General features: G+C 61.9%; 20 protein-coding genes. 3 read left to right on the top strand and 17 right to left on the bottom strand.

Annotation, left to right across the window (positions count from 1 at the left end; genetic code table 11):
* The first annotated feature begins 24 nt into the window (after positions 1 to 24).
* Complete coding sequence (locus V5F23_RS05685) at positions 25 to 951, top strand: LysR family transcriptional regulator (protein WP_042730781.1); 927 nt, start codon at positions 25 to 27, stop codon at positions 949 to 951.
* Positions 952 to 955: 4 nt separating this feature from the next.
* Here V5F23_RS05685 and V5F23_RS05680 read toward each other — a convergent pair whose 3' ends face one another.
* The 3 genes from V5F23_RS05680 to V5F23_RS05670 all read right to left on the bottom strand — a co-directional run bounded on the left by V5F23_RS05680 (position 956) and on the right by V5F23_RS05670 (position 2983).
* Entirely contained in the window at positions 956 to 1318 is a 363-nt protein-coding gene (locus tag V5F23_RS05680; RefSeq protein ID WP_042730780.1) for a diacylglycerol kinase, read from the bottom strand.
* A gap of 71 nt (positions 1319 to 1389) precedes the next feature.
* Positions 1390 to 2043 carry a response regulator transcription factor ErdR gene (gene erdR / locus V5F23_RS05675; protein WP_042730779.1) on the bottom strand — a complete coding sequence of 218 codons (654 nt, stop codon included), beginning with the start codon at positions 2041 to 2043 and terminating at the stop codon, positions 1390 to 1392.
* Between the two features lie 193 nt (positions 2044 to 2236).
* A complete protein-coding gene (locus tag V5F23_RS05670) occupies positions 2237 to 2983 on the bottom strand; it encodes a tRNA-uridine aminocarboxypropyltransferase (RefSeq protein ID WP_042730778.1) in 747 nt (248 codons plus the stop codon).
* 184 nt (positions 2984 to 3167) lie between these two features.
* Here V5F23_RS05670 and V5F23_RS05665 point away from each other — a divergent pair, with 184 nt between their 5' ends.
* Positions 3168 to 3590, top strand: a complete 423-nt coding sequence (locus tag V5F23_RS05665) for a quorum-sensing-regulated virulence factor family protein (RefSeq protein ID WP_042730777.1) — start codon at positions 3168 to 3170, stop codon at positions 3588 to 3590.
* Positions 3591 to 3617: 27 nt separating this feature from the next.
* On the opposite strand, the gene V5F23_RS05660 is transcribed toward V5F23_RS05665, so the two are convergent.
* A complete protein-coding gene (locus V5F23_RS05660) occupies positions 3618 to 3815 on the bottom strand; it encodes a hypothetical protein (RefSeq protein ID WP_042730776.1) in 198 nt (65 codons plus the stop codon).
* 251 nt (positions 3816 to 4066) lie between these two features.
* Between V5F23_RS05660 and V5F23_RS05655 the strand changes: the two genes are divergently transcribed.
* Positions 4067 to 5185, top strand: a complete 1119-nt coding sequence (locus V5F23_RS05655; protein ID WP_212803452.1) for a TIGR00730 family Rossman fold protein — start codon at positions 4067 to 4069, stop codon at positions 5183 to 5185.
* 44 nt (positions 5186 to 5229) lie between these two features.
* Here V5F23_RS05655 and recX read toward each other — a convergent pair whose 3' ends face one another.
* The 13 genes from recX to V5F23_RS05590 all read right to left on the bottom strand — a co-directional run bounded on the left by recX (position 5230) and on the right by V5F23_RS05590 (position 14107).
* The gene (recX, locus tag V5F23_RS05650; protein ID WP_047736997.1) at positions 5230 to 5697 is read right to left on the bottom strand and encodes a recombination regulator RecX; all 468 of its coding nucleotides are present in this window, start codon (positions 5695 to 5697) and stop codon (positions 5230 to 5232) included.
* Positions 5698 to 5705: 8 nt separating this feature from the next.
* A complete protein-coding gene (gene recA / locus V5F23_RS05645) occupies positions 5706 to 6758 on the bottom strand; it encodes a recombinase RecA (RefSeq protein WP_042730773.1) in 1053 nt (350 codons plus the stop codon).
* An 83-nt stretch (positions 6759 to 6841) separates the two neighbouring features.
* A complete protein-coding gene (locus V5F23_RS05640) occupies positions 6842 to 7342 on the bottom strand; it encodes a CinA family protein (RefSeq protein ID WP_042730772.1) in 501 nt (166 codons plus the stop codon).
* A 71-nt stretch (positions 7343 to 7413) separates the two neighbouring features.
* Positions 7414 to 7950 carry a lysis system i-spanin subunit Rz gene (locus tag V5F23_RS05635; protein ID WP_123579574.1) on the bottom strand — a complete coding sequence of 179 codons (537 nt, stop codon included), beginning with the start codon at positions 7948 to 7950 and terminating at the stop codon, positions 7414 to 7416.
* Complete coding sequence (locus V5F23_RS05630) at positions 7932 to 8495, bottom strand: glycoside hydrolase family 19 protein (RefSeq protein ID WP_212803451.1); 564 nt, start codon at positions 8493 to 8495, stop codon at positions 7932 to 7934. The genes V5F23_RS05635 and V5F23_RS05630 overlap by 19 nt, the downstream gene beginning before the upstream one ends.
* 21 nt (positions 8496 to 8516) lie before the next feature.
* A complete protein-coding gene (locus V5F23_RS05625; RefSeq protein WP_047737003.1) occupies positions 8517 to 8951 on the bottom strand; it encodes a phage tail assembly chaperone in 435 nt (144 codons plus the stop codon).
* Positions 8952 to 8964: 13 nt separating this feature from the next.
* On the bottom strand, positions 8965 to 9876 hold the full coding sequence (locus V5F23_RS05620) for a phage tail protein (RefSeq protein WP_123579576.1): 912 nt from the start codon (positions 9874 to 9876) through the stop codon (positions 8965 to 8967).
* Positions 9877 to 9901: 25 nt separating this feature from the next.
* Complete coding sequence (locus V5F23_RS05615; protein ID WP_212803450.1) at positions 9902 to 10411, bottom strand: phage tail protein; 510 nt, start codon at positions 10409 to 10411, stop codon at positions 9902 to 9904.
* Complete coding sequence (locus V5F23_RS05610; protein ID WP_123579577.1) at positions 10408 to 11571, bottom strand: phage tail protein; 1164 nt, start codon at positions 11569 to 11571, stop codon at positions 10408 to 10410. Before V5F23_RS05610 ends, V5F23_RS05615 begins: the two co-directional genes overlap by 4 nt.
* An 11-nt stretch (positions 11572 to 11582) precedes the next feature.
* Entirely contained in the window at positions 11583 to 12182 is a 600-nt protein-coding gene (locus V5F23_RS05605; RefSeq protein ID WP_047737009.1) for a putative phage tail protein, read from the bottom strand.
* A complete protein-coding gene (locus V5F23_RS05600; protein ID WP_212803449.1) occupies positions 12170 to 13210 on the bottom strand; it encodes a baseplate J/gp47 family protein in 1041 nt (346 codons plus the stop codon). The genes V5F23_RS05605 and V5F23_RS05600 overlap by 13 nt, the downstream gene beginning before the upstream one ends.
* Complete coding sequence (locus V5F23_RS05595) at positions 13200 to 13598, bottom strand: phage GP46 family protein (protein ID WP_042732290.1); 399 nt, start codon at positions 13596 to 13598, stop codon at positions 13200 to 13202. The genes V5F23_RS05600 and V5F23_RS05595 overlap by 11 nt, the downstream gene beginning before the upstream one ends.
* Positions 13598 to 14107 (bottom strand): phage baseplate assembly protein, encoded by a 510-nt coding sequence (locus V5F23_RS05590; RefSeq protein ID WP_042732291.1) that lies wholly within the window; start codon positions 14105 to 14107, stop codon positions 13598 to 13600. Before V5F23_RS05590 ends, V5F23_RS05595 begins: the two co-directional genes overlap by 1 nt.
* Positions 14108 to 14230: the final 123 nt, after the last annotated feature.

Here is a 14230-nt window from a genome sequence, read left to right as displayed (position 1 = left end):
ATAAGGGTTATCGGTTATATAGATATGCGATTTACTCTACGTCAACTTCAAGTCTTCGTCGCCGTCGCCCAGCAAGAGAGCGTGTCTCGCGCTGCGGGCCTGCTCAACCTGTCGCAATCGGCGGCCAGCACTTCCATCACCGAACTGGAGCGGCAATCGAGCTGCCAACTGTTCGACCGTGCCGGCAAGCGCCTGAGCCTCAACGCCCTCGGCAAACAACTGCTGCCCCAGGCCGTAGCGCTGCTGGACCAGGCCAAGGAGATCGAAGACCTGCTCAACGGCAAGTCCGGTTTCGGCTCCTTGGCGGTCGGCGCGACCCTGACCATCGGCAATTACCTGGCGACCCTGCTGATCGGCGGCTTCATGCAGCGTCATCCGGAAAGCCAGGTGAAGCTGCATGTGCAGAACACTGCCAATATCGTGCACCAAGTGGCCCATTATGAAATTGATCTGGGTCTAATCGAAGGCGATTGCAACCACCCGGACATCGAGGTGCAGAGCTGGGTCGAGGATGAACTGGTGGTGTTCTGCGCGCCGCAGCACCCCCTGGCCAAGCGCGGTCAGGCGAGCATGGAGGAGCTGACCCACGAAGCGTGGATATTGCGCGAACAGGGGTCGGGCACGCGGCTGACCTTCGACCAGGCCATGCGTCATCATCGCAGCGCGCTGAACATTCGCCTGGAACTGGAACACACCGAGGCGATCAAGCGCGCCGTGGAGTCGGGCCTGGGCATCGGCTGCATTTCTCGCCTGGCCCTGCGCGACGCCTTCCGCCGTGGCAGCCTGGTGGCCGTGGAAACCCCGGACATGGACCTGGCAAGGCAGTTCTACTTCATCTGGCACAAGCAGAAGTACCAGACCTCGGCCATGCGTGAATTCCTGGAGCTGTGCCGAGCCTTCACCGCCGGGGTCCAGCGCAGCGACGAGATCGTGCTGCCGGCCATTGCCTGAAGGGTTAAAGCAGGATCACGCCCCACACCAGGGCGATCATCGTCAGGGCGACGAGTTGGGCAGCGCTGCCCATGTCCTTGGCGTTTTTCGACAAGGGGTGCAGTTCCAGGGAAATGCGGTCGATCGCCGCTTCCACTGCCGAGTTGAGCAGCTCCACGATCAATGCCAACAGGCAGACCGCGATCAACAGCGCCTGCTCGACCCGGCTGACGTTCAGGAAGAACGACAACGGGATCAGCACGACATTGAGCAGCACCAACTGACGGAAAGCCGCTTCACCGACAAACGCGGCGCGCAGCCCGTCCAGGGAATAGCCGGAGGCGTTGAGGATGCGTTTCAGGCCGGTTTGGCCTTTAAAAGGTGACATAGAGTAGGCACTGATCGAAAAGGAGTGGAGAAGCTAATTCAAGTCCGGTCAAAAAAGCGTGAAGCCGTCCTTCAAGCCTGCGGCGAAATTGACTCAAGTTGTTGCAAAAGCAAGGCCGCCTGGGTCCGGGTGCGCACGTTCAGCTTGCGAAAGATCGCCGTGACGTGGGCCTTGATGGTGGCCTCCGACACGTTCAGCTCATAGGCGATCTGCTTGTTCAGCAGCCCCTCGCACACCATGGTCAATACCCGGAACTGCTGTGGCGTGAGGCTGGCCAGGCCCTCGCTGGCGGCCTTGGCCTCTTCGGAGACACTCACGGCTTCGAATGCCTGCGATGGCCAGGACACATCGCCATCGAGCACCGCCTTCACGGCCTTCTGGATCATCTCCAGGGAACTGGACTTGGGAATGAACCCACTGGCCCCGAATTCGCGCGCCTTGACCATCACCGAAGCTTCTTCCTGGGCCGAAACCATCACCACGGGAATCTGCGGGTATTGGCCGCGCAACAGCACCAGGCCTGAAAAACCATAGGCACCTGGCATGTTCAGGTCCAGCAGGACGAGATCCCAGTCAGCCTTTTCAGTCAGCCGGGCTTCCAGCTCCGCGATACTGGCCACCTCCGTCAACCGGACATCCGGGCCGAGGCCCAGGGTCACTGCCTGACGCAACGCGCTGCGAAAGAGCGGGTGGTCGTCGGCAATCAGGATTTCGTATGTGGCCATTTTTTCAATGATCCTGTTTTTAATGGCGGGCCGATGCATTCGCGCCCTGCCAAAACAACTCAAGTCCACAGGGGCACATTTAGCGCCAAACACAGCATCTTAGCCGTTGGCCGCACCCGGGTCGGCGCCAAGCATGCCCAGCGAAGCCAGGGTGGTCAAGCAGCACGGCCGCCCCTGCGTCCAGTATGGGCCACTATTGCGCCAACACGGCAGGTGCAGTGCGAATGAAGGGCTGCAACTCGGCGTGGGCCGGGGTCGAGACATTCACCGCCTGCTGGCGCTTGGCCCCCAGGTAGTGCTGGCTGAACACGTCGAAATAAGCGTCCAGGGCCGACGCGGCATCGCTGTCTCCTGCCAGTTCCAGGCACAACGCCGCGACCTCGGCGGTGCACAGGTGCTCGCTGCGGGTCGAACGGCGCAAGCGGTAGCGCGACAACCGGTCGGGCAGCAGGCTCAGGATCGGCAGCCGGTCGAAGTACGGGCTCTTGCGAAAAATCTTCCGCGCTTCCGTCCAGGTGGCGTCCAGCAGGATGAACAACGGGCGCCTGGCGTGATCGAGGTCAACTGTGTGGGTCACCCGGGAAGGCTCGACGTACTCGCCCGGAAACACCAGGTAGGGTTGCCATTGCGGGTCGTTCAGCAGCGCCAGCAGTTGTTTGTCGACCTCGGTACGCGACCAGATGAACGCGTGATTGTCGCGCACCACGTCGGCAATCAGCCAACCGGTGTTACTCGGCTTGAACACTTCCTTGTTGGTCATGATCAGGCAGACCCCGGAACGGGTCTCGACAGTCGGCCGCCAGGCACACAGGCAATGACTCTCGATCACCCGGCAGGCGCTGCAACGGGGAGCCCGCCAGCCACGAGCCTGGAGCGGCTTGATGCCTTCATCGATACGCTGGTCGCGCAGGCAGGCGACGGCGTTGGGGGCATGTTTCATCGGGGACGACACCGACGTACAAGGGAACTGGACACGAACAACACTCGGCAGGGCAATAAAGGCCGGCAGTCTACCAGAGCGCGCAAGCCTGTACCGTCCACCCTGGCTCCCCTATAATTCCCGGCCACTGAACGCACAGTCATGTGATCGGTCGAACAAACCGTCACTGAACCAGGAGAGTTTCATGCTGCGCCTTATCGTCCCTACCGTTGCCGTTCTGCTGGCGACGTCCTTCAGCGCTCAGGCTGCCTCGCTGAAAGAACTCGAACTGAACAAGATGCTGCAGAACGTTGCCAAGGAAAGCAGCATCGGTACGCCGCGGGCGATCAACGAAGATATTCTCGACCAGGGCTACACCGTCGAAGGCACCGAGCTGATCAACCACCTCAGTGTGCAGAGCAGCCACGCCCAGAAAATGCGTGCAGACCCCAAGGCCGTGTATTTCCAGCTGGGTTCCACGGTGTGCACCAACCCGGGTTTCCGTAAGCTGATGGCCAAGGGCGCGACGATGCGTTACGAGTTTACCGAGGTCAAGACCAACCGCCCGGTCGCCACGGAACGCTTCCAGGAATCGGATTGCCCGAAAGCGACCAAGCCGAAGAAGTAACCCTGCCGGCCCCGTGGCCTGTAGGCATCAACCACACAGGCCACTGTCGCGCCGCTGCTCATCATCGGCGCGCAATTCCTCCACCAGCGCCTGTAGGTAGCGCGAGCGCCAGGCCCGCCCTTCCAACCGGCGGCAGCACTCTTCCTCCAGGCTCACTCGATTGGCCTGGGCCGACTCCAGCAGCATCAGATACAACTGCCTGTCGAGTTCCAGTGTCACCCTCATCTTTCACGCCTCCCTGCACGATCCGTCCTCAATCCACCGCGTGGCACCCACCCCTGGGCATCTGCTTGCATGGGCACGCTTGATATTCAGTAAATCAGAGCCCTGTACGCCTGGCTGGTCATCTGACGAGCGGCGCAGCGCATCCACGCCTGCATCCAGCGGTTGCCAACTGTCACTTTTGAGCGCCATGATCAAGACAGCAACGATCGGGGCGAGGATCTGGATTCGTCCTGCCAAGAAGGAGAAGTTGAATGCCTTATAAACCGAATGACCTGCTCAGTCGTCATTTTGAAAACCACGGCCACGACCTCATCCACAAGGTTGAAGAACAACTCAACCTGGTCTCACCCAACAGCCCGAACCTTCCCATCTATCGCGACATGATCCTGACCGTACTGCGTATGGCACAGGAAGATCACAACCGCTGGAATGCCAAGATCACCCTCCAGGCACTGCGGGAACTGGAACACGCCTTCCGCACGCTCGAACAGTTCAAGGGACGGCGCAAGGTGACCGTCTTCGGCTCGGCTCGGACGCCGATCGAGCATCCCCTGTACGGCCTGGCCCGGGAACTCGGGATGGCGCTGGCGCGCTCGGACATGATGGTCATCACCGGTGCCGGCGGCGGCATCATGGCGGCGGCCCATGAAGGCGCGGGACGCGACCACAGCCTGGGGTTCAACATCACCCTGCCTTTCGAACAGCACGCCAACCCGACCGTCGAAGGCACGCCGAACCTGCTGCCGTTCCACTTTTTCTTCACCCGCAAACTGTTCTTCGTCAAGGAAGCCGACGCGCTGGTGCTCTGCCCGGGCGGCTTCGGCACACTGGATGAAGCCCTTGAGGTATTGACGCTGGTGCAGACCGGCAAGAGCCCGCTGGTGCCGGTGGTCCTGCTGGACATGCCGGGCGGCAAGTTCTGGCAAGGCGCCCTGGATTTCATCCGTGAACAACTGGAGGAGAACCGCTACATCCTGCCCACGGACATGAAACTGATGCGCCTGGTGTACAACGCCGAAGACGCCGTGGAGGAGATCAACCAGTTCTATCGCAACTTCCACTCCAGCCGCTGGCTCAAGCACCAGTTCGTGATTCGCATGAACCACAAGCTCAGCGAACAGGCGCTCCAACAGATGCAGGTGGCCTTCGCCGACCTGTGCCTCAATGACTGCTTTCATCAGCATGACTACAGCGACGAAGAACACGATGAGGCCCGCTTCAGCCATCTGACGCGACTGGCCTTTACCTTCAACGCCCGCGATCACGGTCGTTTGAGGGAACTGGTGGACTACATCAACCTGGCAGAGAACTGGGCCGAACCCACCCAGAAGGTCCAACCCCTTACATGGGAGCCGATCAAGGCGACTTGAGCCCATAAAAAAAGGCCCGCTATCGAAATAGCGGGCCTTTTTGTTCAATCATCCAGACCGCGACCGCTGAACAAACGGTTGATCATCTCCATGGAATACCCCCGATATGCCAGAAATCGCCCTTGCTTAGCGCGTTCCCGTGCATCGATGGGCAAATGCCCGGAAAACTTGCGGCGCCAGGTGTCCGTCAATTGCTCTTGCCAATCGATACCGCTTTCGCGCAGGGCGAGTTCGATATCGGGGCGTTGCAAACCCCGTTGGCCCAGCTCCTCGCGAATTCGCAACGGACCGTAACCGGAGCGGGCGCGATACGAGACAAAGCTTTCAAGGTAGCGAGCTTCCGACAGCAGGCCTTCCTCGGTCAAACGGTCGAGGGCCGTGTCGATCAATTCATCGGGCGCTCCGCGCTGACGCAGCTTACGCGTCAGCTCGACCCGCCCGTGCTCGCGCCTGGCAAGCAGATCCATCGCCGTTCGCCGCACCGCGACGAGGGTATCGAGTACGACGGTCATCGAATCGATCAGATGTCAGCGTCAGCCAGGTCGTCAGCGGTCTCGCGGCTGGCCACTGCCTTGACGTCGGCAACCGGGCTCAGCAGCTTGTCGCGCAGTTGCTTCTCGAGGGCCGCAGCGACTTCCGGGTTGTCCGCCAGGAACTTGGCCGAGTTGGCCTTGCCCTGACCGATCTTGGTGCCGTTGTAGGCATACCAGGCGCCGGACTTCTCGACGAAACCGTGCAACACACCCAGGTCGATCATTTCGCCATTGAGGTAGATGCCCTTGCCGTAGAGGATCTGGAACTCGGCCTGACGGAACGGCGAAGCCACCTTGTTCTTCACAACCTTGACGCGGGTTTCGCTGCCGACCACTTCGTCGCCTTCTTTCACCGCGCCAGTACGGCGGATGTCCAGGCGAACCGAGGCGTAGAATTTCAGCGCGTTACCGCCGGTCGTGGTTTCCGGGCTGCCGAACATCACGCCGATCTTCATGCGGATCTGGTTGATGAAGATCACCAGGCAGTTGGCGTTCTTGATGTTACCGGTGATCTTACGCAGGGCCTGGGACATCAGGCGAGCCTGGAGGCCCACGTGCATGTCGCCCATTTCACCTTCGATTTCAGCTTTTGGCACCAGGGCGGCAACGGAGTCGACGATGATCACGTCAACCGCGTTGGAACGCACCAGCATGTCGGTGATTTCCAGGGCCTGTTCGCCGGTGTCCGGCTGGGAAACCAGCAGGTCGTCGACGTTGACGCCCAGCTTGCCGGCGTATTCCGGGTCCAGGGCGTGTTCGGCGTCGACGAAAGCGCAGGTCGCGCCGGCTTTCTGGGCCTGGGCGATCACGGACAGGGTCAGCGTGGTTTTACCGGACGACTCAGGGCCGTAGATTTCAACGATCCGGCCTTTTGGCAGGCCGCCGATGCCCAGCGCAATGTCCAGGCCCAGGGAGCCGGTGGAGATGGAAGGAATAGCCTGACGGTCTTGATCGCCCATACGCATTACGGCACCCTTGCCGAATTGACGTTCGATCTGACCCAAGGCCGCAGCCAAGGCTTTCTTCTTGTTGTCGTCCATTAAAGTCCTCACGTAATCAATAAGGCCTGGCGGCCAACACCTGTATAAGTAGCCAGTATTATTCCACAGGGATTGAAGATCGCCTACCCCTGATTTGAGATTTCTACCGAGGCATGCTGCAGCAGCCCCTCTAGCGCGGCCTTCACCGTTTGTCGGCGGACCTCATCGCGGTTGCCCGGGAAAAAGCGCTGCTCACTGATCACCGTCGCGCCAACGCCCCAGGCCAGCCATACGGTGCCCACCGGTTTGTGCGGTGAGCCCCCGTCGGGCCCGGCCACGCCGCTGACCGCCACGGCAAACCGCGCCAGGCTTTTATGCTGGGCGCCCTGGGCCATGGCCTCGACCACCTCGCGGCTGACCGCCCCCACCGTCTCGAACAAGCCGCTGGGTACATTCAGTTGCTGGGTCTTCTGGCGATTGGAATAAGTCACGTAACCGGCCTCGAACCAGGCCGAGCTCCCTGGGATCCGCGTGATCGCCTCGGCAATCCCGCCCCCGGTACAGGACTCGGCGGTGGTGACATGGGCATTGAGCAACTGCAAGCGCCGACCCAATTCAGCGGCCAGTTCGGTAATGTCGTCCACGGTGCTCTCCAGATTCGACGCGATGAAGGTCTACCGTACACGAGCGGTCGACGCTTGCAAGGCTCGCCGAATTACCGACCCAGGGCCCTGACGTAGGCCTGGCAAGCCTGCAGGGCGATCAATCCGCGGTCGCCGGCGTCGGTGATGGCGATAATTCGTTGAGCATGCGCCGGGTCAAGTCGGGCGCGTGGGGCGCCATGATCCATGCCGCTGGCGCCGGCGGCGGCAGGCAGCGCACAGCCACCGGGGGCATCGCTGGCGTCGAGGAGGACTGACAGCCGGACATCGGCAGTAGCAAGGCGATCGCGCAGGCGATCCTGGTCACGTTGGGCATCGCTCAAGGCTCGGTAGTGGGTTTGTTCGCTGGCGGCAAGCCGTTGTTCCAGGACGAGGCGCTTGTCTTGCTCGGCCTTGTGTTGCGTCGCTGCCGCCTGGGCCAATTGATTCAGCGTCTCGGCCCGGGACTGGGCCATTTGCGCCAACTGGCGGCCATAGCGCCAATCCTGGAGCCGCCATGCCAGGGCCGCCGGCCCACCGGCCAGCAGCACCAGCAAGGCAACGACGCCGAAGGTGCGCAAGGAAAACGGCATCAGGCCGAAGACTGGCATAGCACCGCCCTCGCCCGTGCCCAGAGCTGCAGACGATCCTGCAGGCCGTTCAAACCACCGTTGATGCGCCGGGTAATGCTGTTGAACTGGTCGCGATCGGCCAGCTCGTTCAAGCCGTTCTGCTCCCAGAACCAGGCGGCGGATTCGCTGGCCCATTGCGGCTGTTCAAGAAGCTCAGGCAAGGCCAGCAAACGTGCATCGCCAAACAGCCCCTGACTGCAGCGAAGATAATTGTCATGGCCGGTAATCTGGATCAGACCTCGGCCGCGATACTTCTGGCCGTCGCCGTCCGCCACCGGCGTATTGCCCAGGCGAGCGGCCAACGCGCCAGTGTCGTATTGCCTTAGATAGGCCTCGCTGCCGAGTTCGCGCACGTACCGTAACTGCCCCGACTCATGGCCGATCTGCGCCAAAAACGCAGCAATGCGTTTAGGCGTATCGATACGGTGGCGGGACATGGCGGTGTTGAGGGCTGGAATGAAAACGCCCGCTTGGGAGCGGGCGTTGGGCATGATGAGGGCAAGTTGTGCTTGTGTGATGTCCATAGCCTGACCATCGAAAAAACATTACTGAAATGGCGTCGCCAGCCAGGGCGGCGCAACAGGTCGGTGCTCGGCCGCCGGAAACAGCTCGTCCTGCGGCCACTCTCGCAGGGCACGTCGATAGGCCTGCAGTTGTGTGTACTGGGCCTGGTCCAGCGTTGTGCCGCCTCCGTCATCCATCTCATCGCGATCGCGAGCCACGAGCCGGTCGGTGGCGTTGAGCTGAGCATCGCGCCAGTGTGTCTCGCTGATGATTTGTGCCTCGACCTTGTTGACCAAACGCTCGGACAAGACCGGATGCCCGTTGGTATCCGACGCTATGGACCTGTTTAAAAAAGGCGCTGCGAACAACCCGTTGTAGGTGTGCTCCGAAATCTCGACGGCATCTTCAGGAAGCTTCCCGAAATGGTCGATGGAGTTGTAAAAGCCACCCGTGGATGGAGCGTAAAAAAGCAACATGACGATCTCCTTTTCAGTAGCCAATCGCCCGCCAGAGGCCAGTCCAGTTTGAGTAGGCGCCGTTATAGTCCCGACCATACAGCCTGAACTGACTCAGCGAAGCGATGGAGACACCGAAGGCCGCACAGGTGGGGCCCCCGTCGGTCACGGTGATGTTCCTGACGGCGTTGGGAAACGACATCGGAAACGTCACCAGCACACCATTGGCATCCGCGCCGCTCGATGAAACGCCCCATTGCTCGATCACGTAGCCCGTCGGGCTGGTGGTATCGGGAATCCGCTTCCAGCCATTGGGCTGCAACGATGAAGACGACATGGCCGAATACTTCAGGGCCGCCGTGCCGCCAATCAGGCGCCATTGGTTGCTGAGTTTGATGAAGGCTGCCGTTTCTCCCAGCCCAATGCTGATGACGCCCTCCGCGCCATTGGACCCGGACAATCTGTCGGCCGCCGAAGACGTTGAAACGGTTACGACGCCATTGCCCGCGTTGACAATCAGGACCGTAGCGCCCTGCAGGATTCCCGCGGTCGCTGGCAACTTGGCAGTCACCGGGGTTTCGCTGGCGAAGCTGGCGACGCCCCCCACATCCTTGAGCGTCAGCGTGGTACTGCCGGCATACACGTCAAAACCGCAATACTGTACCCCATTGCGAACGACAAACTCCGTGGTGGCCACGCTCTTGTCGTTATCGAACTGCGGGGCGGTCAGAAACAACCCGCCGCCACGCAGCGCGGATAGCAATTGATTGTAGGTTTCTTCCGATGGCGTGATCCCCGCGGCCTCGATCACATTGATTATTTCCTGCGTGACGCCATTCCCCCAACTGGCCGGAATCAAGGACCCCGGTGTACCCGTCAGGGGATTTTCATCGACAAACCTGCCGCCCACCAAACCCGCGCTGGGCACACTTTTTGGATAATCCATGTTATTGCTCTCTCTAAGATCAGGCTCAGGCGCGGACTGTCAGCGCCCGGATAGCCGCCAGCACCTCATCAGCGGCCTGGTTGGCCAGATCCGCATGACCTTTGGCAAGGTGCCCTTGGATCCGCGCCTTGGCCTTGAGGCGCACCTCACGTAGCGCCAGCAGGGTCGCTTCACATTCAGTGGCTTTGGCGAGTATCTGATCGGCCGCCTGCCTGGCGGTGCGCCCTCTGACAACCCACGCAGAAACGGCCAACGGGACGGCTTTCTTCGGGTAGCCTTCATCCTTGAAGGCCTGCGCTTGCACGGCGGCTTGTTGGTACTCCAAGGCCCGCAACGGATCGCCGACCAGTGTGCGCCGTGCGCTGTCGGCAGCGGCATCGACACAGGCGCTCAGGCGCTCGACTTCCTGGCGCAACAGCTCGGCCGCACACTCGTCATTGAACACCCACTTGCCGTCCTCCCAGGCATGGGCGGGAGAAGGCGGAGGCGGACGAAGCCCATCTTCGTACTCATGCAGTTCTTGAATGACTTTCATCGGATGATCTCCCAGGACAGGTGGACATTGACTGCGTTGGTGAAGTTGACGCCGATACCCACGCTGTAATCCGTCAGCGCCTGGTGTCCCTTGATCCCCATGCTCAATAGCAGCTCGTCACTGTCAGCGATCGTTGCGCCTAATGTGTGCTCGGCCTGGTACGACTGCCACAGCGAACGCGACTGGGTATGGTCAAAACTGGCCGTGACCGTGGACACACTCACATCATTGACGACGTTGCTGGAGAACAACACGCACATGTACGGGCTTGAAGGGGTTGCCCAACCCACGGCATTGTTGCCAGGCGTTGTCGCAACGGGAGACAGGTAGCTGTAGTTGCCCCCAAGCCATCCAGTCTGGACGAACGCCAGCGAGGTGACGGCGTTCGACGCGGGGGTCGGATTGCCGGCCACGAGCCGCGCTGCACGAGCATGCGGATCCAGTGGCAGATACACCACCCCCGTGCCATTGACCGTTTGCGTCCAGGTCAATTGAGCGCGGTTGTAGATGGCGCGGACAGTCGGCGCGGAACCTGGCGTCCCGGTCATGACCCACGCCAGGCACATGTCCAGGGGGGTGGACGCGAATCCGCCGCCGGACGCGCCATTGACAGTGCCCTTCAAGGATTCCGGAGGAAGGTCATACAGGCTGCCACGCTGCATATAGAACGTCAGCACACCGCCTATGACCTGCGCTCGTAGAAAATAACTGCTGCTGGGCAACAAATCGGCGCTGCTCCAGTTTGCCGTCAGGTAGGTACGTGTTCGCCCCAACCGCCCACTCAGCACCTCTTGTCCGAGGCTGATGTATGTACCCGCCGGAATCGAGACACGACCGCCGCTGGTAGACAGTGCTACCGGGGTTATGGCCAGTCGGGCGTCCGCCGTGGCAATCGTTGGCAGCGGTAAAGCGGCGATCGGAAGAGCGAGGTCCTGGTTCCAGCCCTTGGCCGTGACCGACTGAATCGCCTCGAGCAATTGATCATTCTGGGTTTCATCTGGCGTCAGATCCCCCGCCTTGATGACATTCACGATTTCCTGGGTCACGCCATTGCCCCAGGCTGCCGGAATCAAGGAGCCGGGCGTGCCGGTCAGCGGGTTTTCATCAACGAACTTGCCATTGACCAACCCAGCGCTGGGTACACTTTTTGGATAATCCATCTTTCTATTCCCTAGTCATAATTGATGTGAACCTTCGTGTGTGCTGGCGCACTGCGGTGGATCAGGCACTCCAGGGCCGAGCCCGGGTTGACGCCAAAGCGCTCGCCCCAGTAGCTGGCACCAAAACGCCGACCGAGCAGCAGGCGACCGCCGGTGTTGAGGGTCCACATGAACTGTGCCTGCCAGGTGCCGAAATGGGCTTCGCCGAACCGTGCACGGCCCATGCGAGGGGCCTTGTGCTCGGTGATGGTGGCGTTGGGGTAGCCCTGGCTCCTGGCGATTTCCACGTAGTACGCAATGGCCTGGCTGCCAACCGCCAGCAAGCGTCGACGCACCGCCAGGCGGCGATCGTCATACAACGGCGTGGCGCCCAGGCAAGGGTCTGGCAGGTTCATCACCCGCTCCCAATCCGGCACCAGTTCGCTCACACCCGCCGGGTCCATTTCATGCAACAGATCAGCAGCACGCGCATCGAGACGCGCCAGTTCCTGGGCGATGCCGTCAAGCACCTGCTCCAGTTCCGGCACTCGTTCCGGGTCCCAGGCGGGGCCGCTGGGCAGCAGGCTGCGCAGTTGGGCCTGGTACTCGCCGGCGGTTCTTATTCCAGCCATACGCAGCCCCCGAACGTCAGCAGTTGATTGCTGGCCGCGGTCACATCGGCGCTTGGCGCGCTCAACTTGTGATCGGTTTCGCCCGTGGCGCTGCTGATGGCTTCGGCGATGTGGGTCAGCAACAGCGTTTCGCCGAGGCCGGCTTCGCGGTTGTGCAGGTCGCGCAATTGAGCCTCGATCGCCGCGCGAACCGCGCTGGTGTCAGGGGTGATGCGCAGCCGGTAGGTCATCGGCACCTGCGTCGGCGCCAGCACATGCACTTCGGCGGTCACCGGGCGCAGCGGTTCGATATGGGCCCGGACCTCTTCCAGTTGCTCGGCATTGGGAATCGGCTGCGGATCATCGTCACGCATGACGAACAGGCCGACGGTGCCGGGTCCCAGATAACTGCCGCGGCACCAGGCGCGGGTGATACCGGGGCACTCCAGGGCCCAGGTTTCATAGTCTTGCGCCGAGCCGCCGTGGGGAATGATGCGGTAGGAACGGATCACTCGCGCCCGCAGGGACTCCAGGCTTTCCCGGGCGACCCCGCCGGTCAGCCCCGGCGCCAGCACGGTGAAGCTGCTGCCAATGCCGAGGATCGGCTGCACCGGCGCAAGGACCAGGCCGGCGTCGGCATTGCCCAGGCTACCGGCCTCCAGTGCGACAACGGTGGTGCTGTTCAGGCCATTGCCGGTGGTGCGGGCGGCGGTCACTTTGTAGGTGCGGCCATCGGTGGTTTGCAGCAGCGTGTCGGCATCCAGCACCGCACCGGCGTTCGCCGTGAAGCTGACTGTGCCGCTGGCCGCCTGGGCAGCTTTACGCGCCTGGTTCAGGCGCAGGGCGGCAATGCGCTCCAGGGTCGACTCGTCGGCTTTGTCCGGCAGAATCTGCTCGGCGATCCAGTCCAGGTAGCCATACAGGCCATAGGCGGCGCCACCGAGGGTGCGGGCCAGCACCTGAGCATCGGACTGGCGCAGCGAATCGCTGGCCAGGTCGCTTTGGGCGCGCTTGATCAGCACCGGCAGCGAAGGGGTTTCAAACGGCATAAGTCACCTGCCAACTGTTATCGGGGTTGATATCCAGGCGCTCGCCGTTGGCCAGGGTCAGGACCGTGCGCAGGTTCAGGCGCTGGGCGTCGAGGCGTTCGCTGATGAGCTCGACAGCGCTGCAATGGCCATCGTCGATCAGCCATTGCAGCGCCTCGCGGGCATAGAACTCGGCGTCGAGCTGGGTCTGGCGGGTCAGCTTGACCCGTCGCAATAACCACAGCCGCGAGCCGATACGGTCATCGGCGACCGTGGGAAAAGTGTCGCCCCACCAGCCGAAACGTTCCTCGTCATCGACGGCGTCGTCGTCAGCGGCGCGGCGCCAGGTGAACAGGCTGATCAGCACCGAGCGGGTCAACGCGGCGTGCAGGTTCTGGCTGATGAACATCATTGGCCTCCCGCCGGCGCACCGGTCTGGCCATTGCCGGCCTGTACGCCGACATGCACATGCTTGATCTGGCTGATGCCACCGGCGATCTGGTCGCCCTGGGAAACGATCTTGCCGGTGTGGTTGATGACGGGGCTGTCGATGTTCACCGCGCGGCTGGCGCGGATGTTCAGGGTGGCGGTGTCGATGTCGATCACACGGCCGCGCTTGAAGTGAATCCTGTCGCCCTCGTCGGTGTAGATCGCCACTTCGCCGGGGGCCAGCGCCTTGAGACGAAAGCGGCGGTCGGCAACCACCAATACCACCGCGTGGGACCGGTCGCCGCCCAGGAAAGTCGCAATGCCCTCCGCGCCGGCGAGGGGGTTGCTGGTGAAGCCGTAGGGTTCGAAGTGCTCCATGTCGTCGTTCACTTCGCCGGCAGTGAGGCGCATCTGCAGCGACTGCAACTTGGAAGCCGAATTGGCGAGCACGACAGTGCCGCGCGCCAGGAGGCGGGTCAGTAGGCTCATTGGGGTTCCTTCGGAAATCGGGTGAGAGCGGCTTGGGCGCCGGTCAGGGTGGGCGGTGGCTGTACCGCCGCCTTCGCGGGCAAGCCCGCTCCCACAGAAGAGGTGTGCTGGACGGAAACTGTG

The organism is Pseudomonas sp. WP18, assembly GCF_036689585.1.
GTDB lineage: Bacteria > Pseudomonadota > Gammaproteobacteria > Pseudomonadales > Pseudomonadaceae > Aquipseudomonas > Aquipseudomonas chlororaphis_E.
This window is presented reverse-complemented; position numbering and strand designations above follow the sequence as displayed.